Origin of the sequence: Hymenobacter fastidiosus (assembly GCF_039539565.1) — a bacterium.
Taxonomy (GTDB): Bacteria; Bacteroidota; Bacteroidia; order Cytophagales; family Hymenobacteraceae; genus Hymenobacter; species Hymenobacter fastidiosus.
The window spans coordinates 52,606-74,814 of record NZ_BAABDJ010000006.1; the positions used below are offsets into that span (position 1 = coordinate 52,606).

General features: G+C 63.4%; 17 protein-coding genes. 13 read left to right on the forward strand and 4 right to left on the reverse strand.

What is annotated here, in order from left to right; all coding sequences use genetic code 11:
- Positions 1-205 precede the first annotated feature (205 nt).
- The 9 genes from ABD833_RS03770 to ABD833_RS03810 all read left to right on the forward strand — a co-directional run bounded on the left by ABD833_RS03770 (position 206) and on the right by ABD833_RS03810 (position 12,830).
- Entirely contained in the window at positions 206-4,780 is a 4,575-nt protein-coding gene (locus ABD833_RS03770) for a translocation/assembly module TamB domain-containing protein (protein WP_345071073.1), read from the forward strand.
- A 357-nt stretch (positions 4,781-5,137) separates the two neighbouring features.
- A complete protein-coding gene (locus ABD833_RS03775; RefSeq protein ID WP_345071074.1) occupies positions 5,138-6,031 on the forward strand; it encodes a cell division protein FtsX in 894 nt (297 codons plus the stop codon).
- A gap of 204 nt (positions 6,032-6,235) precedes the next feature.
- Positions 6,236-6,562: a DUF3098 domain-containing protein gene (locus tag ABD833_RS03780; protein WP_345071075.1), complete on the forward strand. Its 327-nt coding sequence runs from the start codon at positions 6,236-6,238 to the stop codon at positions 6,560-6,562.
- Entirely contained in the window at positions 6,563-7,369 is an 807-nt protein-coding gene (locus ABD833_RS03785; RefSeq protein WP_345071076.1) for an undecaprenyl-diphosphate phosphatase, read from the forward strand.
- A 134-nt stretch (positions 7,370-7,503) separates the two neighbouring features.
- Complete coding sequence (gene truB / locus ABD833_RS03790) at positions 7,504-8,319, forward strand: tRNA pseudouridine(55) synthase TruB (RefSeq protein WP_345071078.1); 816 nt, start codon at positions 7,504-7,506, stop codon at positions 8,317-8,319.
- 65 nt (positions 8,320-8,384) lie between these two features.
- Positions 8,385-9,332, forward strand: a complete 948-nt coding sequence (locus tag ABD833_RS03795; protein WP_345071079.1) for a bifunctional riboflavin kinase/FAD synthetase — start codon at positions 8,385-8,387, stop codon at positions 9,330-9,332.
- A gap of 133 nt (positions 9,333-9,465) precedes the next feature.
- Entirely contained in the window at positions 9,466-10,164 is a 699-nt protein-coding gene (locus tag ABD833_RS03800) for a CoA transferase subunit A (protein ID WP_345071081.1), read from the forward strand.
- Between the two features lie 118 nt (positions 10,165-10,282).
- Complete coding sequence (locus tag ABD833_RS03805; RefSeq protein ID WP_345071083.1) at positions 10,283-10,942, forward strand: CoA transferase subunit B; 660 nt, start codon at positions 10,283-10,285, stop codon at positions 10,940-10,942.
- Positions 10,943-11,291: 349 nt separating this feature from the next.
- The gene (locus tag ABD833_RS03810; protein ID WP_425553568.1) at positions 11,292-12,830 is read left to right on the forward strand and encodes a carbon-nitrogen hydrolase family protein; all 1,539 of its coding nucleotides are present in this window, start codon (positions 11,292-11,294) and stop codon (positions 12,828-12,830) included.
- A gap of 166 nt (positions 12,831-12,996) precedes the next feature.
- On the opposite strand, the gene ABD833_RS03815 is transcribed toward ABD833_RS03810, so the two are convergent.
- From ABD833_RS03815 to ABD833_RS03825, 3 genes are read right to left on the reverse strand one after another with little or no spacing between them, the layout of a single operon-like run.
- A complete protein-coding gene (locus ABD833_RS03815; RefSeq protein WP_345071086.1) occupies positions 12,997-13,428 on the reverse strand; it encodes a response regulator in 432 nt (143 codons plus the stop codon).
- 11 nt (positions 13,429-13,439) lie between these two features.
- On the reverse strand, positions 13,440-13,844 hold the full coding sequence (locus ABD833_RS03820; RefSeq protein ID WP_345071087.1) for a response regulator: 405 nt from the start codon (positions 13,842-13,844) through the stop codon (positions 13,440-13,442).
- Between the two features lie 4 nt (positions 13,845-13,848).
- A complete protein-coding gene (locus ABD833_RS03825) occupies positions 13,849-14,928 on the reverse strand; it encodes a sensor histidine kinase (protein WP_345071088.1) in 1,080 nt (359 codons plus the stop codon).
- Positions 14,929-15,529: 601 nt separating this feature from the next.
- Here ABD833_RS03825 and ABD833_RS03830 point away from each other — a divergent pair.
- Together ABD833_RS03830 and ABD833_RS03835 are read left to right on the forward strand one after the other, a co-directional pair.
- A complete protein-coding gene (locus tag ABD833_RS03830) occupies positions 15,530-16,261 on the forward strand; it encodes an SDR family oxidoreductase (protein WP_345071090.1) in 732 nt (243 codons plus the stop codon).
- A 771-nt stretch (positions 16,262-17,032) separates the two neighbouring features.
- Positions 17,033-17,416, forward strand: a complete 384-nt coding sequence (locus ABD833_RS03835; protein WP_345071091.1) for a hypothetical protein — start codon at positions 17,033-17,035, stop codon at positions 17,414-17,416.
- Positions 17,417-17,428: 12 nt separating this feature from the next.
- Here the strand turns inward: ABD833_RS03835 and ABD833_RS03840 are convergent, their stop codons facing one another.
- Positions 17,429-19,225 (reverse strand): hypothetical protein, encoded by a 1,797-nt coding sequence (locus tag ABD833_RS03840; protein WP_345071092.1) that lies wholly within the window; start codon positions 19,223-19,225, stop codon positions 17,429-17,431.
- A gap of 170 nt (positions 19,226-19,395) precedes the next feature.
- Here ABD833_RS03840 and ABD833_RS03845 point away from each other — a divergent pair, with 170 nt between their 5' ends.
- Positions 19,396-21,480: a beta-N-acetylhexosaminidase gene (locus ABD833_RS03845; protein ID WP_345071093.1), complete on the forward strand. Its 2,085-nt coding sequence runs from the start codon at positions 19,396-19,398 to the stop codon at positions 21,478-21,480.
- 52 nt (positions 21,481-21,532) lie between these two features.
- On the forward strand, positions 21,533-22,177 hold the full coding sequence (locus ABD833_RS03850) for a hypothetical protein (RefSeq protein ID WP_345071094.1): 645 nt from the start codon (positions 21,533-21,535) through the stop codon (positions 22,175-22,177).
- The last annotated feature ends 32 nt before the right edge of the window (positions 22,178-22,209 follow it).

Sequence of the window (22,209 nt, forward strand, 5' to 3'; positions counted from 1 at the left end):
CGGTGGAAAAGCCGGCGGACCGGCTGCGGAAGCACAAAGGTCGTTTAAATCAGTAAACCGGGAATAGTGAAGATAGTCTGACGTACCTAAGGTGCTTTTTCGGGTGGGCACTGTTTTTGGAGGCGGGCGGTTTCGCGTCGGCGGCCATTGACCAAATTCCCGCATCTTCGTATTCTGCCCGACTTCCTTTTCCGCTCAATTCCCCGTGCCGCGCTTCCTCTCTATCCCGCTTAAAGTTCTGCTGGGCCTGCTGCTGCTGGTAGTGCTGGCGGTGGGCGGCGTGCTGCTGGCGTTGCGCGTGCCCAGCGTGCAGACCCGGCTGGCCCACCGGGCGGCGGCGCTGCTCACCGACAAGCTCGGGCAGCGCGTTATCATCGGTAGCGTGGATGTGCGGCCCTTTTCGCGGGTGCTCCTCGAAGGAATACAGGTGCTGGACCGCCGCGGCAACGAGCTGTTCAGCGTGGGCCGCGCCGACGCCGACATTCGCCTGTTTTCCGTGTTCGACCCCAGCCACCTGCACGTCGGCAAGCTCATTCTGGAGGAGCCCCGCTTTGCCCTGGTCACCTACGCCAACACGCCCGACTCGACCAACCTGAGCGAATTCCTGGGCGCCGTGCAGCGCCTGCTCGGCCCCACCGACACCACCAAGGTCAGTAAGCCGTTCGACTTTCAGATTGAATCTATTGGCCTGCGCAACGGCCGCTTTATCCTCGACCGGCAGGATACGCCCCGGATTCCGGAATACGGCCGCACGATGGACTATGCCCACATGCGCGTCGACAGCATCTACGCCGATGCCAGCGAGCTGCGCTTCCGGGCTGATTCCATGCACGCGAAGATTGCGGGCCTGCGGGCCGTGGAGACACCGTCGAAAACCCGCCTCCACGAGCTGACGGCCAACATGACCTACGCTACCCGGTTCTGGGAATTCGCGGGCCTGAACCTGCGCGTGGGCCGCAGCCAGCTGCACAACTACCTGCGCTTCGACTTCCGGCACTTCCTCAACTTCACCGACTTCAACGACTCGGTACGGGTGACGGCCAACCTGCTGCCCTCCCGCCTGTACTCCGCGGATATTGCCCGGTTCGCGCCCCAGCAGAATATCCGGGACCTGCAGGAAACGGTGCTGATTTCGGGGCAGCTGAAAGGCTATGTCCGCAACTTCACGACCCGCAACCTCGACGTCACCTACGGCAACCAGACCCACGTAGTGGGCAACATCGACGTGCAGGGGCTGCCCAACCTGAAGGAAAGCTTCGTGTCGATGCGCCTGAAGCCGTCGGTGATTGACGGGCGCGACATCCGGCGCTACATTCCGGCCTCGGGCTGGCCCTACGTGCAGCGCCTGGGCACGGTCCGGCTCCAGGGCGAGTTCCTGGGTTTCTACAACGACTTCGTCGCCAACGGCGCCTTCCGGACCGCGCTGGGCGACGTGGTGTCGGATGTAAACATCAAGTTCAAAACCGACCCGCGCTACTCCAGCTACGAGGGCCAGGTGCGCACCACGGGCTTCCAGCTCGGCAAGCTGCTCGGCGACGAAAGCACCGTGCGCGACATCACCATGAACGGCCGCGTGGAAGGCGTCGGCTTCCGGCCCGAAAGTGCCCGGCTGAAAGCCAACGCCACCGTGCAGAGCATCTGGCTCAACGGCTACCGCTTCCGCAACATCACCACCAACGGCCGGTTCAGCAAGCAGTTTTTCGACGGCCAGCTGGCCGTGAACGACCCCAACCTGCAGATCAGCGCCACCGGCACCGTAGACCTGAACAAAACCCGGCAGGCCTTCGATGTGAAAGCCCAGGTGCAGCGTGCCGACCTGCGGGCGTTGGGGTTGACCACCCAGCGCATCACGCTGGCCACCACGGCCAACGCCCGGTTCCGGGGCCTGAAGCTGGACGACCTCATCGGCACCATCAAGCTTCGCCGCTCGCGCCTGAGCTACGAGGGCCAGACCGTGGCCGTCGACACGTTCGACGTGGTGAGCCAGCGCGTGGCCGGGCAGCGCAACCTGACGGTGCGCTCGGAAGTGCTCAATCTGGCGGCGGCCGGCAACTTCAACTTCACCACCGTGGCCCGCGACGTGCAGACGCTGCTGACCGAGTACCGGCTCAACTTCGAAAGCAACCAGGCGGCTACGGCGGCCTACTACCGCCGCAAGCAGCAGCGCCCGATTGCGGAGTACGACATTGCCCTGGACCTCTACCTGAAGCAGGCCAATCCGGTGCTGCGCATGTTCGTGCCCCAGCTCACGGTATCGGACTACTCCCGGCTCGACGGCTCCTTCCGCAACGGGCTGACGTCTATTTTCCAGCTGGGCGGCCACTTCGACGGCCTGCAGTACGACAGCATCCGGGCCGTGAATACCGACTTCGAATTCACTACCTCCAAGCTGCCGTATAAGCCCGAAGTGCTGGCCCAGGCCAATATTACGTCGGAGCGGCAGGTGCTGCCCGGCCTCGGCCCGACGGAGAAGTTCTACGTCGAAGGCGTGTGGGACCAGCAGCGCATCAACTTCTCCACCTCCCTGGCCCAGACCGGCACCACGAATAAAGCCACCATCAACGGCTCCCTGGCCTTTCTGCCGCGGGCGCTCCAGGTGGTATTCCGCCAGTCGGGGGTGAACCTGCTGGGGAAAGACTGGACCATCGCGGCCGACAACTCCGTCATTATCTCGGGCAAGGGCACGGAGTTCGACATTCAGCACCTGAGCCTGAGCAACGGGGCCCAGAGCGTGAGTGCCCAGGGCTTTATCTCCAACGACCCCGGCAAGGTGCTGAAGCTGGCCCTGAAGGACTTTCAGCTGTCCACGCTCAGCTCCCTGACCACCCAGAAAATCGACGGCCGGGTGAATGCCGAGGGCAGCATCAGCGGCCTGTTCGGGCCGCTGGTCATCAACAGCACCCTGAACGTGGACTCGCTGACGCTCGATAAAACCCTGATCGGCGACGTGCGCGGCCGCGGCGACTGGCACAACGGCACCAACCACCTCGACGTGGACCTCGACGTAATCCGGGACCAGCAGCGGGTGGTCCGGCTGGCGGGCACCTTCGCCCCGCGCGAGGCCGAGCAGCAGCTCAACCTGACCGCCATCCTCGACAACGCCCCCGTAAAGCTGGCGGAGCCCTTCCTGAAAACCCTGTTCCGTGACGTCAGCGGCACGGCGATGGGCACCCTGCGCCTCACCGGCCGCCTGGCCGCTCCCAGCCTGGTGGGCGACATCGACGTGCGCGCCGGCAAGCTGACCTTCCTCTATCTGGGCACCACCTACACCTTCGCCGACCGGATTCGCTTCGCCCCGGATGGCATCGTGCTGAAAAACGTGCGCCTGCGCGACCCCCTGGGCAATTCGGGGGTGCTCGACGGCACCATCTACGAAAAAGGCTTCCAGGATACGCGCCTCGATCTGCGGGCCACCTTCACCAAGCTGCTGGTCCTCAATACCACCCGCAAGGACAATCAGCTTTATTTCGGCACCGCCTACGCCACCGGCGACGCCCGGGTGCGCGGCCCGGCCGACAACCTGGTAGTGAACGTGACGGCGCGCAGCGAAGCGGGCACCCGCCTGTCGTTGCCGCTCGATAACGCGGCCAAGGCCCAGAAGGCCAGTTACATCAGGTTCGTCAACCATAACGTAACCGATACGCTCACCTCGGTGAAGATTCCCACGGCCGCGGCGGGCCGGGTCGACCTGTCGGGCATCCGGCTCAACTTCAACCTGACGGTGACGCCCGATGCCTACATTGAAATCCTGCTCGACGAAAGCACCGGCGACGTAATCCGGGGCACGGCAACCGGACAGCTGCGGCTGAACATCGATACCCGCGGTGACTTCAATATGTACGGAGCCGTGGAGATTGTGCGCGGCGCGTACAATTTCACCCTGCAGGGGCTGGTCAACAAGGAGTTCGTGGTGCGCCCCGGCGGCACCATCACCTGGAACGGCGACCCGCTGCAGGGGGAGATGAACGTGGCGGCGGCCTACACCCAGCGCACCTCGCTGGCGCCGATTCTGCAAACCAACAACGCCGTGGTGCCCGTGACGGCGGTAATGAACCTGACCGGCCCCCTGCTGCTGCCCATCATCCGGCTGAACCTGGAGTTCAACGACATCCCCTCGTCGCTGGAAGGCGAGCTGACGCCGTTCCTCTCGGCGCTGCGCAACGACGAGCAGGAGCTGAACCGGCAGGTGTTCAGCCTGATTGTGTTCCGCCAGCTCACTTCGCCAGGGTCGTTGGCCTCAGTAGCTTCGTTCCGGGGGCAGGACAATGCCTTTGGCAACAGCCTGGGGCAGATTATTTCCACCCAGCTCGGCCTGCTCACCTCCCAGATTGACCCCAACCTGGAAATCTCCTTCAACTTCAGCGGCCTTACCGCCGAGCAGCTGCAGGCCCTGCAGGTGCGGCTGAGCTACAATTTCTTCAACGGCCGGCTGCGCGTGACGCGCGAGGGCGGCTTCAGCAACGGCTCGACCGTACCCACGGGGACTACCGGAGCCCCTACCGCCCAGGCTTCCCTGCTCGGCGACCTGAGCCTGGAGTACTACCTGCGCCCCGATGGGAAGTTCCGGGCCAAGCTGCGCTACGAAACCACTCCGCGCGACTACAGCGACCTGTCGGGCCTGTCTAACCAGGCCCGGGCCGGCGTCAGCCTGCTGCACACCGAGCAGTTCGACTCCTTCCGGGAGCTGCTCTCGCGCAAACACCTGACCCGCCGCGACGCCGCCACCCGCAAAGCCCGCGAAGTGCTGAACGTGGACGACGACCCGCGCACGGTGTTGTAGCGGTCAATTATCAATGGGCAATTATCAATGAGCAATGAGCAATTAACTGATGTTACGCAGGGTGAGGCAGTTGGCCGGGCGGGAGAAGCCAGGAGCTAGAAGTCTAAGGATCAGGGGTTAAAACAATAAGGAGCGAAACGGGTGCCAGGGCAGACGCGCCTTACCTCGGCAACCGGCTCGTATTCTGACTCCTAGCTCCTGACTCCTGGCTCCTCAAACAGGGTTTCAGTAATGCCCCGTGCAACAGCAGTAATCAACAGTCAGCCCTGCCTCTTCCCGGGAATGGCTGAACGGCTCGTGGTTAATTGCTCCCTGATAATTGTTCATTGATAATTGTTCCTTGTACTTTTGCCCCGCATGCCCTCAAACCGTCCTACCCGTAAAAAGAAGCTTGGCAATTATCCGCACCTGATGGTGGTGTTCAGCATCACGCTGGCCTTGCTGGTTATCGGACTGTTCGGGCTGCTGCTGATTCACGCCCACAAGCTCTCCAACCTGGTGAAGGAGAACATCGAAATGCAGGTGTACCTGGCCCGGGACCTGCCCGAAACGGAGCTGCTGCGCCTCCAGCAGGACTTTGGCCGTAAGAAATATATTGCCTTCAAGGATGACCAGCCCCAGGTTCGGTTTCTTTCCCGGGAGGAAGGAGCCAGGCAGTTCATGGAACAGACCGGCGAGGACTTCCAGCAGTTTCTGGGCGACAACCCTCTGCGCGACGCCTACATCCTGAAGATCAACGCCGAATACTCCGATTCCGCCAATCTGCGCGGGATTGAGCAGGACCTGCGCGCCCAGCAAGGCGTGCATGAAGTGCAGTATGTGCAGAGCCTGATTACCTCCATCAACCAGAACGTGCGCAAGCTGAGCCTGGTGCTGCTGGGTTTCGCCATCATTCTCACGCTGGTCGTGACGGTGCTCATCAACAATACCATTAAGCTGGCGTTGTTTTCCCAGCGCTTCCTGATCCGGAGCATGCAGCTGGTAGGCGCCACGTCGTTTTTTATCCAGCGCCCGTTTTTACGCCGGGCCACCTGGCAGGGCTTCGTCAGCGGCGCCCTGGCGGCCCTGCTGCTGCTGGCCCTGCTGCAATACGCCTACCTGGAAGTAGATGAGCTGCGCCTGCTGCGCGACGAACAACTGATTGGCGCCCTGCTGGCGCTGATGGTGGCGTTGGGCGCGGGCATCGGTTTTTTCAGCTCCTACCGCGCCGTGCGCAAGTACCTGGGCATGGCCCTGGATGATTTGTATTAAGTGGTTTTTAGTTTTTGGTTGATGGTTTTTAGTCGTTTGTCATCCTGAGCTTGCGAAGGATCTTGGCGTTAAAGAACAGATCATGGTCCCGATTATCGTTCTACCGGAAAAGGTCCTTCGCGCTGCTCAGGATGACAAACGACCAAAAACCATCAACCAAAAACCAAAAACCACCCCAGGAACCCAAGCCCCCAAGACGCTCCTATGAAACCCACTCCCCGCTTTGCCTTCGGGCCGCGCAACTACCGGCTGATGTTTATCGGTCTGGCCGTGCTGGCCGCCGGCTTTATCACCATGACCCTGGACTCGTCCGACTACGGCGCGGGGTTCCTCGGCATCACCCTCGGCCCGATTCTGCTGGCAGTGGGCTTCGGCATTGAGTTCTGGGCCGTTATGGCTCGCAACGGGGGGCCAGCGGAGGTAGCTACCGATGCCGTTACCCGTGCGGAGGTCGCCGCTAACCCCATTCCCGGCGGGGCTCCGGTTACGACGCCGGCCGCGCCTGTTCGCCCAACCTACAAACGCCCCTAGATGACCTACTGGCACGCCCTGCTGCTCGCTATTGTCGAGGGCCTGACGGAGTTCCTGCCCATTTCCAGCACCGGGCACATGATTATTGCCTCCGCCCTGCTCGGCATTCCGGTCACGGCCTTCACCAAGCTCTACCTGGTCGTTATTCAGCTGGGGGCCATTCTATCGGTGTTCGTGGTGTATTGGCGGCGCTTTTTCCAGAGCGTCGACTTCTACCTGAAGCTACTGGTGGCGTTTCTACCCATTATCGTGGTAGGGCTACTGCTCAAAAAGCATATCGACGCCCTGCTTGAATCGGTGACTACGGTGGCCGTAATGCTGCTGCTGGGGGGTATCGTGCTGCTGTTCGTGGACCGGTGGTTTCCGCAGGAAGAACCCCAGGAAGGTGGCAACCCGGTTACCAATCCGGGCTTTAAGGAAGCTTTGCTGATTGGCTTGTTTCAGTGCCTGGCCGTGGTGCCGGGCGTGAGCCGCTCGGCCGCCACCATCATCGGGGGCCTCACCCAGAAGCTCACCCGCCGCGCCGCCGCCGAGTTTGCCTTCTTTCTGGCCATGCCCACCATGGCCGCCGCCGCCGCCAAGGATTTGCTCGACTACCATCAGGAAGGCATTCCGCTGACGCTGGACCAGATGAAATTACTGCTGTTCGGCAACGCCGTGGCCTTCGTGGTGGCGCTGGTGGCCATCCGGCTGTTCGTGGGCTTCGTTGCCAAATACGGGTTTCGCGCTTTCGGCATCTATCGTATCATCGTGGGGGGGCTGCTGTTGCTGATGCTGGCCCTGGGCATTAATCTGAAGTTGGTATGAACACTGAAAAAGCGGCAGGCTCCAGGCTGCAAGCGGCAAGCACTTCGCCTGAGCCGGAAAATGAACCCGCGGCAAGCTCCAGGCTCCAGGCTGCAAGCGCTTTGCCTGAGCCGGAAAACGAATCCGCTTACAGCTTGCCGCTTGCGGCCTGGAGCTCAGAAGAAGGCGCCGTGCTGCTGCTGGATAAGCCCCTGACCTGGACTTCCTTCGACGTGGTGCGCAAGGTAAAAAACACCCTGCACATCAAGAAGATTGGCCACGCCGGTACCCTCGACCCGCTGGCCACCGGGCTGCTGATTCTGTGCACCGGCAAAAAAACCAAGCAGATCGACCTGATTCAGGCCCAGGAAAAAGAGTATACCGGCACCTTCCGCCTCGGCCAGACCACGCCCAGCTTCGACCTTGAAACTGCCGTGGATGCCGAGCAGCCCTTTGCCCACCTCACCGAAGCCGAAATCCGCGCGGCCACTACTCAGTTTATGGGCCTGATTGAGCAGACGCCACCCCTGTTTTCGGCCGTCAAAATCAACGGGGAGCGGGCCTACGAAGTAGCGCGGCGCGGCGGCGCGGCGGAAATCAAGAGCAAGCAGGTGACCATCCGCGAGTTTGAGATTACGCGCATCGCGCTGCCCGCCGTGGATTTCCGCGTGACCTGCTCCAAAGGCACCTACATCCGCAGCCTGGCCCGGGACCTGGGGGCCGCGCTGGGCGTGGGGGCCCACCTGACCAAGCTGGTCCGCACCCGCATCGGCGAGTACGCGCTGGCCGACGCGCTGACGATGGAGCAGATTGAGGCCCTGCGCCCGCCGCGCCCCGAGGGCGGGGAAGCCCGGCCTCCGCGTCAGCAGCGGCCGCCCCGCCCGGAGCGTCGCGCCGGCCTGGAGTTCTACAACGCCCACAGCGCTAACCCCGCCGCTGGCACCGAACCCAACCCCACGCAACCTGAATAACTCCTTCGCGGCTTCTGCTCGACAGAATCAGCGAAATCACTCCAATCAGCGCAAATCAGCGGTTTATGGAAGTCGTTCGGGACCCGGCCCAGTTTCCGGCTTTGGGCAATGCCACGGTGACTACCGGCACCTTCGACGGCGTGCACGTCGGCCACCAGCAGATTCTGCGGCGCCTGCGGGAAGTGGCCCGGCAGAGCGGCGGCCCGGCGGTGGTCATCACCTATTGGCCCCACCCGCGCCTGGTGCTGGGGCCGCCCCTCACCCACCCCGAGTGGCTGGATCTGCGCCTGCTCAACACCCTCGACGAGCGGATTGACAAGCTCCAGGAATTCGGCGTCGACTACCTGCTGATTATTCCCTTCACCCGCGAATTCGCGGCCCTGACGTCGGAGGAGTACATTCAGAACATTCTGCTGCGTACCGTGGGCACGCGCAAGCTCGTGATTGGCTACGACCACCGCTTCGGCAGAAACCGGGAAGGCGGCTTCGAATACCTCAGTCAGCACGCCGGCCGCTACGGCCTGACGGTGGAGGAAATTCCGCGCGAAGACGTGGATGCCGTGGGCGTGAGCAGCACCCGCATCCGCCAGGCCCTGCTGGCCGGCGACGTGGCCACGGCCAACCGCTACCTCGGCTACCACTACCCGCTCACGGGTCGGGTGGTGAAGGGCCAGCAGCTGGGGCGCACCATCGGCTACCCCACCGCCAACCTGGCGCTGCTGGAGCCGCTGAAGCTGGTGCCCGCCCGCGGTATCTACGCCGTGTGGGCCCGCACCGCGGCCGGCACCCGCCACCAGGCCATGCTCAGCATCGGCGTGCGCCCCACCATCGGCGAGGACCTGACCCAGACTATTGAGGTCAACCTACTCGATTTCAGCGGTGATTTATATGATCAGGAGCTGACGCTGGAATTCGTGGTCTGGCTGCGGGCGGAGGCGAAATACGACGGGTTAGAAGCTTTAACGGCCCAGCTGGCGCGGGATGAGCAGGACACGCGCACGGCGCTAAATTAACTTTCTCGCAGAGGTCCGCGGAGGAATGCGCAGAGGTTAAAAAGAGGAACGACCTCCCTTTACCTCCGCGCATCCCTCCGCGGACCTCTGCGAGAAAACTTTACCTTTCGGCTCCAAACCCATTTCCCACCCGATGATAAATAAAGTTGTAGCCGATGCCCGGGCCGCCCTGCACGGCCTCACCGACGGCATGACCCTCATGCTCGGCGGCTTCGGCCTCTGCGGCATCCCCGAAAACTCCATTCAGGAAATCCTGCGCCTGGGCGTGCGCAACCTGGTGTGCATCAGCAATAATGCCGGCGTCGACGACTTCGGCATCGGGCTCATGCTCCAGACCAAGCAGGTGCGCAAGATGATTTCCAGCTACGTGGGCGAAAACGCCGAGTTTGAGCGCCAGCTCCTCTCCGGCGAGCTGGAAGTGGAGCTGATTCCGCAGGGCACCCTGGCCGAGCGGTGCCGGGCCGGCGGGGCGGGCATCCCGGCCTTTTTCACCCCGGCCGGCTACGGCACCGAGGTGGGCGAAGGCAAGGAAAGCCGCGAGTTCAACGGCAAGATGTACCTGCTCGAAACCGCCCTGCACGCCGATTTCGCCTTCGTGAAAGCCTGGAAGGGCGACACCGCCGGTAACCTGATCTATAAGGGCACGGCCCGCAACTTCAACCCTATGATGGCCACGGCCGGCAAAATCACGGTGGCCGAGGTAGAGGAGCTGGTGCCCGCCGGCGCGCTGGACCCCAACCAGATTCATACCCCTGGCATTTTCGTGCAGCGCATTTTTGAGGGGCGGGATTATGAGAAAAGAATAGAGCAGCGCACGGTTCGGCAGAACTAATGTGCGAATGCGAGAAATGTGCTGAGGTGCTAATGGCTTGTTTGCCCGGCCCACATTCCAGCACCTGTTCCCAACGATTTCCCACATTTTCACATTAGCACCTCAGCACATTACCCTTATGCTAGACAAACACGGCATTGCGAAACGCATTGCGCAGGAAGTACAGAACAACTCCTACGTCAACCTCGGCATCGGCATCCCCACGCTGGTGGCCAACTACATTCCCGCCGGCATCAACGTGGAATTGCAGTCTGAGAACGGGCTGCTGGGCATGGGCCCCTTCCCCACCGACGCTGAAGTAGACCCCGACCTGATCAACGCCGGCAAGCAGACCGTAACCACCCTGCCCGGTTCCAGCCTGTTCTCCTCCGCCGACTCGTTCGGCATGATTCGCGGCGAGCACGTCGACCTGACCATTCTGGGGGCCATGGAGGTTTCCGAAAACGGCGACATCGCCAACTGGAAGATCCCGGGCAAGATGGTGAAGGGCATGGGCGGGGCTATGGACCTGGTGGCTTCGGCCAAAAACATCATCGTGGCCATGCAGCACGTGGCCAAAGATGGCAGCAGCAAGCTGTTGGCGGAATGCACCCTGCCCATCACGGGCCTGCGCTGCGTGAAGAAAATCGTGACCGAGCTGGCCGTGCTCGACGTGACCCCCGACGGCTTCGTGCTGCGCGAGCGGGCGCCCGGCGTCACGGTCGAGCAGATTCAGGCCGCCACCGCCGGCAAGCTGGTGATTCCGGCGGCGGGCGTGCCGGAAATGCAGGGCGTGTAGCGGCGGCGGGTCGGCGGCGGATAGCCCCGCGGCGGGCCGGCAAGGGCCGCCGGCCGCGGGTAGATGCTTTGCGGCGGAGCCTTTTTTACCCCCGCAGTTGTTAGGCTTCCGTAAAGCGAGTGCCGAACCCGCTGGCCGGACGGTATCTTTGCCCTCAATTCGACCATCTCCCTTTCTTACCTATATGGCCCCTTCCTCCTCCGCCAAACCCGGCGGCAGCCACGCTAAAAAGCAAACCCTGCCCGGTGCTCCGGTACCGACCGAGCTGCTCACGCCTACCGCCATTCCGGCCCACAAGCTGGTGCTGCGCACGCTGCGCCGCTCCGACTTCAAAGCCGTGAAGGCCATCATGGACAAGGTGTACTCCAACATGGAAGGCTCCTGGTCGGCGGAGGAGTTCGGGGCCCTGGTGCGCAAATTTCCCGAGGGACAGATCTGCATCGAGGACAACGGCCAGGTAGTAGCCGCCGCCCTGGCCATCATAGTGCAGTACTCCGACTTCGGCGACCGGCACACGTACGCCAAAATCACCGGCAACGGCAAGTTCCACACCCACAACCCCGACGGCGACACCCTGTATGGCGTCGACGTGTTCGTGGACCCCGAGTACCGCAGCCTGCGCCTGGGGCGCCGCCTCTACGACGCCCGCAAGGAGCTCTGCGAAAACCTGAACCTGCGCGCCATGGTGGCCGGGGGCCGCATTCCCGGCTACGCCGCCTACGCCGACGAGATGACGCCGGCCAAGTACGTGGAGATGGTGCGCAACAAGGAAATCACCGACCCCATCCTCACCTTTCAGCTCTCCAACGAGTTTCACGTCCGCAAAATCATCCGGGGCTACCTGCCTTATGATTCCGAGTCGAAGGCGTTTGCCACGCTGCTGGAATGGCTGAACGTGTATTATGAGGAGGAGGAAAAGCTGATCGGCAACCAGAAAAGCAACGTCCGCATCGGCATTGTGCAGTGGCAGATGCGCGCCACCCGCTCGCTGGAAGATCTGCTCCAGCAGATTGAGTTCTTCGTCGACACCGTGTCGGGCTACAAGTCGGACTGCGTGATGTTCCCGGAGTTTTTCAATGCCCCGCTCATGGCCCTCACCAACGAGGACTCGCCGGCCGTGGCCATCCGGGCCATGGCGGCTTTCACCGAGCCCATCAAAACCAAGATGATGGAGCTGGCCGTGAGCTACAACATTAATATCGTGGCGGGCTCCATGCCGGTGTACGAGGATGGCAAGCTGCACAACGTGGCCTTCCTCTGCCGCCGCGACGGGACCATGGACGAGCAGTACAAGCTGCACGTGACCCCCGACGAGGCCAGCTACTGGGGCATGCGCGGCGGCGACAAGCTCCAGTGCTTCGACACCGACTTCGGCAAAATCGGCATCCTGGTGTGCTACGACGTGGAATTCCCCGAGCTCTCGCGCATGCTGAGCGACGAAGGCATGAAAATCCTGTTCGTGCCCTTCTGGACCGATACCAAGAACGCCTACCAGCGGGTGCGCATCTGCGCCCAGGCCCGGGCTATCGAAAACGAGTGCTACGTGGCCATCACCGGCTCGGTAGGCAACCTGCCCCGGGTCGAGAACATGGACATTCAGTACTCGCAGAGCGCCGTGTTCAGCCCCTCCGACTTCGCCTTCCCCCACGACGCCATCGTGGCCGAGGCCACGCCCAACACCGAGATGACCCTGATTGCCGACCTCGACCTCGATCTGCTCAAGGACCTGAATACCAGCGGGGCCGTGCGCAACCTGCGCGACCGGCGCAAGGACCTCTACTCGCTGAGCTGGACGGTGAAGAAGGCCGACCGCGACGAGGAGCTGCTGGCCCAGGGCGAGGAGCGCCTGCCCAAAGTCAGCCGGCGCAAGGCCATTTCGGCGGGGTAGAACAGCCCTTCTGTTTCGTCTGTCATCCTGAGCGCAGCGAAGGCCCTTCCCCGTAGGGGACTGTACCCTTTGCTCAATGGACAAAGTCCTTTACCGTTCGCTGGTAAAGGACTTTGCGCGTTTAAAACCGATTAGCAGGGCATCAGAGGAAGCTCCTTCGCTTTACTCAGGATGACAGAAAAGGGCAGGGCACGCCGAAGTAATTGTGTAATAGATGATTGACGGCTTCTGCCGTCAGGGGTTTGGTTAGCACCGCCGTGACGGGCAGGTGTTGGTTCTCCACCAGATGCGGGTCGAGGGGCAGCGCGGTAAGCAGGACCACCACGAACGCCTGCGGCAAGGCGGGGTGCCGCTGGGTTAAGGTGCGCAGAAACTCGAAGCCGTCGCGCAACGGCATGATGAAGTCCAGCAAAATCAAGATGGGGCACTCGGCCGTATCGGGGTGCGCGCAGCGGGCGGTGAGGACGGCCAGCGCGTCGTCGGCATTACTGGCCACCAGCACTTCCTGGCTCACCTGCATCCGCTGCAGCAGGCGCTGGTTGTAGTAATTCGTGGCCGGGTCATCGTCCACGAGCAGTACGGTAAGGCGTTGCGGCATGGGTGAAGTGGTTAAGAGGGTAGCATTTTCTGTACCCGAGCTTGCATCGCCTGAATCTTCGCCCAGTCCAGCGGCTTGTGCAGGACGCCCGCCACCAGGGGGTACTGCCGGGCGCGGGCCGCGTCGGCGGGAGCCAGCGAGGAGGTCAGGACGTAGAACACGCACCGACCCAACAGGTGTGCTTCCAGGGGTTGGAGGGCATCTAATACGTCCCAGCCGCTGAGCAGGGGCATGTTCAGGTCCAGCAGCACGACGTCGGGCACCGCATCGGCAGGCCCCAGCTGCCGGAAAAAGGCCACCGCTTCCTCCGGGGAGACGAAGGAGGTAATCACATCGGCGGGTTGCCCGTCGCGGCGCAGCAGGCGGGTGGTTAAAAAAATGCCCGTCGGGTTGTCGTCAATGATAAGGGTATCCATCTGCCTAAGGTATCACAATTATGAAGCGGGTGCCCTCGTTCACCCGGCTGTGTACGGCAATATGCCCGCCCAGGCTCTCAACGTGGGTTTTGGTCAGGTACAGGCCCAGTCCGCGGCCGGGGCGGTGGGGATGGAACCGCTTGTAGAGCTTGAACACGTCGTCGCCCGCCTGCTGCTGGTCAAAGCCCGAGCCGTTGTCGGCGACCGTTATCCGCGTTTCCTGCCCTTCCCCGCCCGTTGCCGTCACGGTGACTGCCAGGGGCCGCTCGTCGGCGCGGTACTGGAGGGCGTTGGAGAGCAGGTTGAAAAAGATGCTGTAGAGGTAGGCCCGGTTGGCGCGCAACACCAGGCCGGCGGGAATGGCCACCCGCACGGTGCCGCCGCACTGGTCCACCACTTCCTGCAGGTTCTGCACCACCTGCCGCACCACTTCGGCCAGGGGCACGGCCTCGGCTTCGGCCAGCTGCTGCTGGTCCCGAATGGCGAGGATGGTGTTCATGTCGCGCAGCACCAGGTCGAGCTGGTGCAGGCTGGCCTGCAAGTGGGTGCGCGTCTCTTCAAAGCACGGGGAGCCCGGCTCTTCGGTGCCCAACAGGTCGGCCAGGCCCAGGGCACTGGCCAGCGGGGCGCGCAGGTTGTGCGAAACGATGTAGGTAAACTGTTGCAGGTCCTGGTTTTGGGTCACTATTTCCTGCTGCGCCAGCATTTTTTCGGTGATGTCGCGGGCAATCATGTGAACCCCGACCACGACGCCTTTTTCCAACAGCGGTATTTTCACCACGTCCCAGTGCCGGAGCGCGGACTTACCCTGGGCGGCGTACATGTCGAAGCGCACGATTTTGCCGGTGAAGGCTTCTTCCAGCTTTTCCCGGAACAGGGGCCGCACCTCCGGGGGCAAGAAATCGTCGTAGCAGCGGTCCACCACCTGGTCCCTGGGCTCGGCAATCAGGGTGAGAAAGGCCGGGTTGGCGTCCAGAATGATGCACTTTTCGTTCTGGTAGAGAATCAGTTCGGGGGTGTTGTCGAACAGGGACCGGAACCGGACCTCACTCGTGGCAATGGGCGGGCTGGCTTTCGGGGGCATGGCGAAGCAGGGGTAAGAGCGGGCCAGGCGAACCACCCGCCACCCTTCACAAGAGCATACGGGCCGGCAGAGGTTAGTGGCGAAACAGCCTTGCTTTTCGGGGGCCTGGTCCGGATAAGGGCTATAGCAGTTTCACGAACGATGGCGCGCCGCGACCCGGCGCGCCGCGGCGGGGGCCGACACCCGGGGCACCGGCGCGCCCGGCGCGAAAATCGGTACTCGCTGAGCTGGACGGTGAAGAAGGCCGGCCGCGACGAGGAGCTGCTGGTCCAGAGTCAGCCGGCGCAACGCTATTGCGACGGGGTGAGGCCCAAACCGCCTGTCATGCTGAGCGCAGCGAAGGGCCTTCCCTGTAGGGTACTGTAACCTTTGCTAAATGCACAAAGTCCTTTACCGTTCGCTGGCAAAGGGCTTTGTGCATTGAAAACCGTTTAGCAGAGCATCAGAGGAAGGTCCTTCGCAAGCTCAGGATGACAGGTGCCTGGGAAGCGGGCTCAACCAACCTTACAAAAAGGGGGGGTTATTTGAGTAAACTTGGGCCTGGCTACTTAGCCGATAAGCAGCCAGGCCATCTCACCACCTAATCTTTCTTTCTCAGCTTATGAAACGTGTCCTCATCACCGGTGCCAACCGCGGCCTGGGCCTCGAGCTTACCCGCCAGTACCTGGAGCGCGGCGACCAGGTGTTCGCCGCCAGCCGCCAGCCCGATTCCGCTACCGATCTGCAGGCCCTGCAAGCCCAGTACCCCGACCAGCTCACGCTGCTGAGCCTCGACGTGACGGATACCGCTTCGCTGACTGCGGCCCACGCGGCCGTGGCCATGCGCGCCGAGGGGCTCGATATTCTTATCAACAACGCCGGCATTCTGCCCGGCCACCCCGGCGCGGGCGTCGGCGACGACCCGGCCACCCAGCGCCTGGGCCAGCTGCGCTACGACGACGCCCTGCGGGTGCTGGCCACCAATGCCGTGGGGCCGCTGCTGGTTACCCAGCAGTTCCTGGAGTTGCTGAAAAAGGGCGCGAAAAGCCGCATCGTGAGCATTTCTACCGGCCTGGGCTCGCTCACGCTGAAAGCCTCGGGCAGCCAGTACCACTACAGCGCCAGCAAGGCGGCCATGAACATGTACATGCGCACCCTGGCCGTCGAGGCCGGCCACGACGACATCGTGTCCGTTATGGTAGACCCAGGCTGGATGCGCACCGACATGGGCGGCACCGGCGCGGCCCTGCTCCCCGCCGACTCGGCCCGGGGCATCATCCGCCTCACCGACCAGCTGCACGCCGAGGAAAACGGCAGCTTCGTAACCTGGCAGGGCAAACCCGTGCCGTGGTAACTCCCGTCTTTCCGGATAATCCGGCCCAGCGCGGTTCCCGGGTTGATGTACGTCCTGGTCCGCCGGCCCAAAAGCCAGCGGACCGGAAAACGGCCGCGTACACCAGGCGGAGAACCACGCTGACTACAGCGTTGTGCATCCCCCGTTAGCACAGGATAGCGATACTTCGTTACCCGGACCAGATGGGCCCAGCCAGGAAACCGGATGCCCGCCACATCTTTGCTCATGACTCGTCAGCTAAAGCTACGGCATTGAGTAGCAACTGAAAGTCGCGCGCTGAAAGCGCGTAGCTCTGACCAGCGCTTGTGACCAGTCAACCTGTTTCCGGAAACCCCGCGCCTACGGGCGCAGGAGCCGGCTCCCGATCTGAGCGACGACGAAACCCGGAAGCGGCTGGCTCAGCTCCTCGACCCGAGCCCGGGTCGAGGAGCTGAGCCGCATTGTCCAGTTTGTTCGCACGGCCCCGCCGGTTCACGCCGCGGAGCCGCACCGGCTGGATCAGGCTATCCGGGACTTTCGCAAAAGCGTATTCTGCTGATTGCACTATGCCGGAAAATACGCTTATATCACTTTATAACTATACCAGTAAACACTATTCAAGCATTTCAGGGACTACTTTCAGGTATATATACTTCAAATAAGATATAATTATCCCGCAGCCACTCCTTCGCCGCACGCTTGTTTTTTCGCCGTCCTAACGGGGGAAATAATCCAGCTGATCCCACATCAGGAAATCCCCGCCCGCTTACGCGGCCCGCGGCCGACGGGTCGGTGGTTACGGAAACGGCGGCCTTTGCTCCCCGCACCGGTTTCAGCCTGCTCACGACCAGCACCGACGCCATCCGTCGCGAGCCGGGGAAGGTGATTGTGGGCCTGCGGCACCAGCTGCCCTACCTGCGCCGGCGGGCCCAAGACCATCTGCTGCTGGTCGTGTTCTTCGAGAACACCGGGCTGCGCGAGTTTCGGGACGCGCCGGCCGCTACCACCGAAGATATCTACCACCAGACCGTCGCCGGGAAATTCGCCCAGGAAAAGCGCCGGATCGTGCGCGAGCTGCAGCGCTACGGCATTCACGCCCTGCTCACCCCGCCCCAGGATCTGACGGTGAATGCCATCAACCGCTACCTCGAGTTCAAGGCCCGCGGCCTGATCTGAGGCCGGGAAGGGTTACTGCTCGTCGAAAACCGTCAGCCGGGCATTATCGATCAGCAGGCCCGAGCGGGTTCCGTAGTAGAGAAACACGACCGATACATTGTCGAATGCTTCGCGCGGCGGGCGCATATCGAAGTGCAGCTCCTGCGTCCAGCCGCCCTGCATGGCCCGCTGCAAGCGCACGGTGCGCGCTTTCACCACTTCGGAGCCCCGGCGAAAACGGACTACGTACTGCGTCATGCGCGGTACTTCCCACTCCGTATACTCGGAGCGGACCAGCGCCGAGGCGCGCACCCACTGAAACTCCCCGGGCTTCGCGGGCAGGACGTATTCTGTGCTTTGGGCATGGAGGGAATCCAGGACCAGCGAGCAGGCGCCGGCCAGGGCCGGGGTGCCGCAAAAACGGGTGCCGACCTGCTCGAAATCCTGCTGCCACAGTACGCGCTGCCGGACGGCCGTGCCCCCGAACTCCGAATTGCTGTCGAGCAGCAACCGGGTTTCCGCCGGGGCTTCGTAGCGAAACAGGATGCGCCACAGGTACGAGCGGGTCATGTCGCCGGCGGCCAGCAATCCTCCGCCCTGGGCCTGGATGGTCAGCCAAAGGCCGTAGTAGCAGCCCACCACCGCCAGCACCCCATAGGCCGCGGCCCAGCGCGGCCGCGCCAGCAGCCAATGAAGAGCGGCCGCCATGGGCCAGGCCAGCACGGCGTAGCTCTGCACCATAGCCCGCTGGCCCAGCGCCCCCCCGTACGTCCACTGCGACCAGGCGAAGGTGACGTACAGAAACAGCACAAAGTACCCCAGCATAGCCCAGAAAGCGGCCGGCTGCTGCCGCCGCAGGGGCCAGAACCCCACCAGGGCCGTCAGCAGCATGGGCGAGTACATCAGCCAGCCACTGCGAAAACTGAAAATCCCCAGCCACAAATGGGGTTGGAGCCAGTCGAATCCTTCCTGCCCGTAGCTGTAGTAAATCCAGGAGCCCGTAGCGTAGTGCCAGTAAAAGGCCTGAACGCTCAGCAGCGCCGCGCCCGCCAGAGCCGCCGCCAGCAGCAGTCCCAGATGGTGCCGCCAGAAGGCCAGCCGCGCCCGAAGACCCGCGCGGTCGAACGACACGCCCCACAACAGCGGCAGCAGTACGGCCAGAATATCGGTGGGCCGCGTCAGCGCCATCAGCCCAACGGTAGCGCCAATGCCCAGGGCTTTGCGCAGCGTGGGGCGGGCGTAGAAGCTGGGCGTGAGCAGCAGCAGGACCGCGTACCAGGTGAACAGCCAGTTGTGCGTCATGGCCCCCTGCCCGGCGCTGTAATTCAGATAATTGGTCCCCAGCACCAGAATCAGCAGCGTCAGCGCGGTAGGCCATTCCCCGAACCGGGGCAGCAGGGCCCGGCGGACCAGCCATAGCCCCAGCACGGCCACCAGCAGACTGGCCAGCAGAATGGCCCACTGGTAAGGCTGGGAATAGCCATCGGCCGGGTAGCCCAGGGGGCCGGCGAGGGTGTGCGCTATCAGGAAGAACGGCAGCTCCTGCAGCGCCAGCCCCGAGGAGTACTTCAGCACGAAGTTCCGGGATACCGAATCCCGGGAGGCGTGCTCAAACCGCGGCGTCGGATGGTATCTGGCGACCATCTCGTCGCGGAAGCCCAGCTGCCGCAGGTCGTGGTGCACGATGGCCGCCGGCAGGTAGAGGTAGTAGCCGGCGCTGTCGGAGCTGAGAATCCGGACTTCCTCCCGCAGCCAGGGCGCCAGGTAAAAAGCCACCCACAGCATCAGTCCAATACTCAGCAGCCACGCCCCGCGGGAAGGAGATTTCATACACGTTAAAAGTTCGGCCCGGCTGATTCAGCCCGGATCTGGCCGGTCGATAAAAGGTCCAAATTACGGATAATCCCCGGCCGCCGGGCATTTGGGCCCGGTGGTTGCTTACCTTTGATACCTGCTGTTTTACCCCGCCTATGTCGATCCGCGCCTTTTTTTGCCGCCTTTTGCTCCCGCTTCTGATCCTGGGCCCGGGGGGCCGCGGGCTGGTGGCCCAGCCCCTGCCGGCGGCTACCCGCAGCCTGCTGCCGGTACCCACCGCGGTGCGCTGGGGAGCGGGGCGGTTTCCCCTGAAGGCGCAGTGGCGGGTGCAGATGCAGGCGCTCCGGCCGGATTCATCCATTCAGCCCGCCGTGGCGGAACTCGGGCAGTGGCTTAGCCGCCAGACCCGCGACAAGCGCCTGACCACGCAGTTCGTGGCTTTCGGCAGCCCGGCCGACCTGCTGATTCAGTACGGCCGCCCGGGGCAGGTCACCAACCCCGCCGAGGATGAGTCCTACAGTCTGCGCGTCACGCCGATGGGCGTTGCCCTGTCGGCACCGACCAGCTTCGGCGTGCTGCGCGGCTTGGCCACGTTGCGGCAGCTGCTGGCCGGCGAGAAGAAAACGTACTACTTCCCCGAAACCGACATCGAGGATGCGCCGCGCTTCCGGTGGCGGGGTCTGCTGATCGACGTGGCCCGCCACTTCCAGCCCGTACCGGTCATCAAGCGCAACCTCGATGCCATGGCGGCCGTGAAGCTCAACGTGCTGCACTGGCACCTCTCCGACGACCAGGGCTTCCGGGTCGAAAGCCGGGTGCTGCCCCGCCTGCACGAGGTGAGCGGCCAGTACTACACCCAGGCCCAAGTGCGCGACGTGCTGCGCTACGCCGCCGCCCGCGGCATCCGGGTAGTGCCGGAGTTCGATATGCCGGGCCACACCACGGCCTGGCTGGCGGCCTACCCGGCCCTGGCCTCCAACGACTCGATCTACGGCCCGGCCCAGACCTGGCGCACCCTCAACATCGCCCTGGACCCCACCAGGGAAACCACCTACCAGCTCATCGATCAGCTGCTGGGCGAGATGACGGCCCTGTTTCCCGACCCCTACTTCCACATCGGCGGCGACGAAAACGATGGCCGGCAGTGGCGGCGCAGTCCGCGCATTATGGCCTGGGCCAAGAAAAACGGCTTCGTGAAAGACAATGGCCAGCTCGACAAGCACGGCCTGCAGACCCACTTCAACCGCCGGGTGCTGCAGTCGGTGACGAAATACGGCAAGAAGATGATTGGCTGGGACGAGATTCTGGGGCCGGGCCTGCCGCCCGATGCCGTGATTCAGAGCTGGCGCGGGCGCAAAGGGCTGGCCGACGCGGTGAAGGCCGGGCACGCCACCCTGCTTTCCCACGGCTACTACCTCGACCTGAACCACGGCGCGGCCACCCACTACCTCAACGACCCGCTGCCCGCCGATCTGGCCCTGACCGAGGCGCAGCAGGCCCTCGTGCTGGGCGGCGAGGCGGCCATGTGGGCCGAGTTTGCCGACAGCGTGATTCTTGAAAGCCGCATCTGGCCCCGCGCCGCCGCCGTGGCCGAGCGGCTCTGGTCGGCCGCCACGGTGCGCGACGTGCCCGATATGTACCGCCGGCTGGCCCTGGTGTCGCAGGAGCTGGAAACGCTGGGGCTGCAGCACAAAATCGCCCCCGAACAGCTGCTGCTGAACATGGCGGCGGGCCAGGATGCCGGGGCATTGCGGACGCTGGCGGCCGTGTTGGAGCCGGTGAAGGACTACAAGCGCCATTTCCAGGGGATGCTCTACACCCCCCAGACCCCGCTCACCCGCCTGGTCGATGCGGCCCCGGCCGAGTCGGAGGTGGCGCGGGAGTTTGGCGTAGCCGTAGATGCCCTGCTGGCCCGGCGGGCGGCCACCGCTTCCGGGCCCCTACCCGCGGATGCCCCAACCCGGGCGGCGCTGGCCGCCGTGCGGGGCCCGCTGGGGCGCTGGGCCACCAACGACCCACTGCTGCAGCCGTTGCTAACCTCGGTTCCGTCTCTGGGTGAATACGCGCCGCTTTCCGTTCGCCTCAGTGCCCTGGCCACGCTGGCGCTGGAGCGGGTGCAGCTGCTGGAAAAAGGGCAGACCCCCCCGGCCGCGTGGCTGGTGGCGGCCCACCAGCAGCTCGACGCGGCCCGGGCCCCGGCGGGCCAGGCGGAGCTGGCCGTAGTGCCGGCCCTGAGCCGGCTGGTGCTGGCGGGTACCCGGGTAGAATAATTGTGGGAGGATAGTAGTCTGGCCCCGGTTTTATTCAGAAATTACCGTCACTATGTTGTACCAGGAGCATTTCGCGGGCGGCACCCTTTTTCAGCGCAGCCTGTTTTCGACCAAGTATTTCACCATCACCGACCACAAGGTGCAGGTCCGGGAGAAAAACCTCGCGGGCGAAAAGTCGATGCAGGTCTCGTTCGAGGAAATCGGGCGCGACCGGCTGGTGAGCATGCGGCGCAAACCCGAAATTCTGGTGCTGGCCGCGCTGGTGCTGGGCCTCAGCCTGCTGGGTTTCTACGATTATCTGGCGGGCACCACCGGCAGCACGCTGGAAGGTCCGCTGGAAGGCCTGGTAGGCGCGCTGATGCTGGCCCTGAGCTTTTTTCTGACCCAGCAGCGCACTTTATTCCTGGTCAACGATGACCAGAAGCAGCTGGCTTTGTTTCTGCCGATCAAGGGCGAAGCTCCGGCCGCGGAAGAGTTTATCCAGGTGCTGCTCCGGAAGCGGGATATCTACCTGCGCCAGCAGTACGGCCACCTCAGCCACCTGCTCGACTACGACCTGCAGCTCAACCGCCTCACCTTCCTCTACAAAGCCAGCGTCATCAGCCCGGCCGAGTTCACGGCCCGCCGCGACAAGCTCGACGCCCTGTTCCCGCAGAAGACTGATATGCCGTCCGGGTTTTCATTCAGCCTGAACTGAGCCGGTGTCGAACAATCTGCTAAAAGCGGGTT